Source organism: Roseateles sp. (assembly GCF_047654785.1).
In the GTDB taxonomy this organism is placed as follows: Bacteria; Pseudomonadota; Gammaproteobacteria; order Burkholderiales; family Burkholderiaceae_C; genus Pelomonas.
This window is the reverse complement of record NZ_JASGKQ010000003.1, coordinates 1,300,157-1,303,613: the sequence shown is the minus strand read 5'-3', so window position 1 is coordinate 1,303,613 and position 3,457 is coordinate 1,300,157. Positions and strand designations below refer to the sequence as shown.

General features: G+C 73.3%; 3 protein-coding genes. 1 reads left to right on the top strand and 2 read right to left on the bottom strand.

Annotated elements, in window-relative coordinates; all coding sequences use genetic code 11:
* The first annotated feature begins 267 nt into the window (after window positions 1-267).
* Window positions 268-1,272: a peptidylprolyl isomerase gene (locus tag QM788_RS15075; RefSeq protein ID WP_415662277.1), complete on the top strand. Its 1,005-nt coding sequence runs from the start codon at window positions 268-270 to the stop codon at window positions 1,270-1,272.
* On the opposite strand, the gene feoB is transcribed toward QM788_RS15075, so the two are convergent.
* Together feoB and QM788_RS15065 are read right to left on the bottom strand one after the other, a co-directional pair.
* Window positions 1,257-3,140, bottom strand: a complete 1,884-nt coding sequence (feoB, locus tag QM788_RS15070) for a ferrous iron transporter B (RefSeq protein WP_415662276.1) — start codon at window positions 3,138-3,140, stop codon at window positions 1,257-1,259. The two genes, QM788_RS15075 and feoB, sit on opposite strands and share 16 nt — an antisense overlap.
* Window positions 3,137-3,409, bottom strand: a complete 273-nt coding sequence (locus QM788_RS15065; protein ID WP_415662275.1) for a FeoA family protein — start codon at window positions 3,407-3,409, stop codon at window positions 3,137-3,139. The genes feoB and QM788_RS15065 overlap by 4 nt, the downstream gene beginning before the upstream one ends.
* Between the last annotated feature and the right edge of the window lie 48 nt (window positions 3,410-3,457).

Below are 3,457 nucleotides of genomic sequence, written 5' to 3'. Positions count from 1 at the left end.
CGCCGTCTCCACAGACCGCCGGCAGCCGCCGGGCCGGGCTTGCACATGCGCGCGCCCGGGCCGCAAACGAGCGGATGCCGATGCACGATCTTCTGCCTCCAAGCACAAATAAGCACGCGATGGCTGTCATGGGTCGGAGCGACCTCACCCCCTCATCCAGGGGGCGTGCCGATGTCGGGTTTGGGGCGGCGGCCGGCGGCTACGCACAAACCCCAGGACGGCTCCCGGCCAAACGGGTGTTGTCGGCGCCGCCGTTAAGCTCGCGCCATGAAGAAGATTCCCCTGCTGCTGGCCCTGGCCGGCCTCACCGCGGCGGCGCTGGCCGCGTCACCCGGCGCCGCCAGGACCAAGGCGTCCCAAGCCGCCAAGGCATCGAAAGCCGCCCAGGCGCCCAAGCCCGCCAGGCTGCTCTCGGCGGCCGAGGTGCTGCAGGCCAGCCCGGCCGCCGACTGGCGCGGGCTGGACCCGCAGAACACGCTGCTGATGGAACTCGCGTCGGGTCAGGTCCTCATCGAGCTGGCGCCGCGTTTCGCGCCCGCCCATGTCGCCAACATCCGCGCGCTGGCGCGCGGCGGCTACTGGGACGGCCTGGCCATCCTGCGCGTGCAGGACAACTTCGTCACCCAATGGGGTGACCCCGACGGCGAGGACGCCGCCAAGGCCCGGCCGCTGCCGGCCGGCGCGGCGCCCCGGCTGCCGGCCGAGTTCTCGGTGCCGCTGGACAGCATCGGCCAGGCCGCCGGCTTCGCCCGGCTGCCCGACGTGGAAGGCTGGGCGCCGCGCACCGGCTTCGCCGGCGGCTTCGCGGTGGCCGCCGACCCGAGGACCGGCAAGGCCTGGCTGGCGCACTGCTACGGCGTGGTCGGCGCGGGCCGCAGCGATGCGCCGGACTCCAGCAACGGCGCCGAGCTGTATGCCGTCATCGGCCAGGCGCCGCGCGGGCTGGACCTGAACATCACCGCCGTCGGCCGCGTGCTCAAGGGCATGGAGCTGCTGTCCGCCCTGCCCCGCGGGACGGCGGCGATGGGCTTCTACGACAAGCCCGAGCAGCGCACCGCCATCCAGCGCGTGCGCCTGCTGGCCGACGTGCCCGATGCCGAGCGGCCGACGCTGCAGGTGCTCCGGACCGAGTCCGCCACCTGGGCGCGGCTGCTGGACGCGCGCCGCCACCGCGGCGGCTGGTTCGTGCACAGCCCCGGCTACATCGACGTCTGCAGCGCCAGCGTGCCGACGCGGCCGGCGCCGGACGCCGCCGCTCAGGCGCCGAAGTAGAGCGCCACGCGGTAGGTGATGAACGAGGCCAGGTAGGCCAGGCCGAACAGGTAGCCGGCGATGATCAGCGGCATCTTCAGGCCGCCGGTCTCGCGCTTCACGGCGGCCAGCGTGGCCAGGCACTGCGGCGCGAACACGTACCAAGCCAGCAGCGACAGCGCCGTCGCCAGGCTCCAGGTCTGCGCGATCACCGGCGTCAGCGCCTGGGCGGCCGCGTCGTCGCCGGTGGCGGACAGCGCGTAGACCGTGCCCAGCGCGCTCACCGCCACCTCGCGGGCGGCCAGGCCGGGCACCAGCGCCAGGCTGATCTGCCAGTTGAAGCCGATGGGCGCGAAGATCGTCGCCAGGCCGGCGCCCAGGTAGCCGGCGATGCTGTACTGGATGGGCGCGCCGGTGGCGCCCTCCGGCGGCGACGGGAAGCTCGACAGCAGCCACAGCGCCAGCGTCAGCGTCAGGATGATGCCGCCGACGCGCTTGACGAAGATCACCGCGCGCTGCCACAGCCCCAGCGCGATGTTGCGCGGGTGCGGCCAGTGGTAGGCCGGCAGCTCCATCATCAGCGGCCGCACCATCTGGCCGGCGCGCGTGAAGCGCTTGAGCACCCAGGCCACCAGCAGCGCGCCCAGGATGCCGGCCAGGTACAGGCCGAACAGCACCAGCCCCTGCAGCTCCAGCCCCGCCACCCGGCGGTTGGGGATGAAGGCGCCGATCAGCAACGCGTAGACCGGCAGGCGCGCCGAGCAGGTCATCAGCGGCGCGATCATGATGGTGACCAGCCGGTCGCGCGGGTTGGAAATGGAGCGCGTGGCCATGATGCCGGGAATTGCGCAGGCGAAGCTGGACAGCAGCGGGATGAAGCTGCGCCCCGACAGGCCGACGCTGCCCATCAGCCGGTCCAGCAGCAGCGCGGCGCGCGGCAGGTAGCCCGACTCCTCCAGCACCAGGATGAAGAAGAACAGGATCAGGATCTGCGGCAGGAACACCAGCACCCCGCCGGCGCCGGCGATGATGCCGTCGACGATCAGGCTGTGGAACCAGCCCTCGGGGATGAAGCGGCCCACCTGCTCGCCCAGCCAGCCCATGCCGCCCTCGATCAGCTCCATCGGCGTCTCGGCCCACGTGAACACCGCCTGGAACAGCAGGAACAGCAGCACGGCCAGGATGACCGAGCCGGCCACCGGGTGCAGCAGCACGCGGTCGACGCGGTCGCTGGGCAGCGTGGGCAGCTCGTCGTCAAGCTTCATGGCCGTCAGCAGCCGCCGCACCACCACGTGGTCGTCCTCGTCGCCGCCGGTGGCCGCCGCGGGCGCCTCCCAGACCTCGGGGCGGTCCAGCACGGCGCGCAGCTCGTCCAGGCCTTCGTTGCGGATGGCCACGGTGCGCACCACCGGCACGCCCAGCTGCGCGGCGAGCGCCGCCGGGTCCACCACCAGGCCGCGGCTGGCGGCCAGGTCGGCCATGTTCAGCGCCACCACCACCGGCATCCCCAGCCGGCGCACGGCCAGCACCAGGCGCAGGTTGCGGCGCAGGTTGGTGGCGTCCAGCACGCAGATGACGAGGTCGGGCCGCTTCTCGCCGGTGGCGCGGCCGGCCAGCACGTCGCAGGTCACGCGCTCGTCCGGCGAGCGCGGGTGCAGGCTGTAGGTTCCCGGCAGGTCCAGCAGGCGCAGCGCCTTGCCGGCGGCCGAGGTCAGCCGGCCTTCCTTGCGCTCGACGGTCACGCCCGCGTAGTTGGCCACCTTCTGGTGGCTGCCGGTCAGGCCGTTGAAGAGCGCGGTCTTGCCGCAGTTGGGGTTGCCGACCAGGGCGACGAGCTTGCCGCCGCGGTGGACGTGGACGACCGCGGCGCCGGTTTGCGCGGGCTTCATGACGGCCGCCGCTCCGGCGCGGGGGTCACGGCGATGCACGCCGCCTCGGCATGGCGCAGCGCGAAGGTCGACTGGCCGACCCGCACCACCAGGTTGCCCGAGCCGGCCGCGCCGCGGCGCAGCACCCGCACCGGCTCGCCGGGCAGGAAGCCCAGGTCGGACAGCCAGATGCCCCACTCCGGGGCATGCGCGGGCGCGCTGACCTGCTGGACGGTCAGCACCGGCCCGGCGGGGGCGGCGGCGAGGCTGGAGGGCGGCGGCACGGACATGGCGGCGGTTTCGGTGCGGAAGGCACTTGATTGAGAACGATTCTCATT

Coding starts and splice junctions, on each gene's coding strand:
- feoB (WP_415662276.1), bottom strand. CDS start 3,140: ATGAAGCCCGCGCAAACCGGCGCCGCGGTCGTCCACGTCCACCGCGGC.
- QM788_RS15065 (WP_415662275.1), bottom strand. CDS start 3,409: ATGTCCGTGCCGCCGCCCTCCAGCCTCGCCGCCGCCCCCGCCGGGCCG.
- QM788_RS15075 (WP_415662277.1), top strand. CDS start 268: ATGAAGAAGATTCCCCTGCTGCTGGCCCTGGCCGGCCTCACCGCGGCG.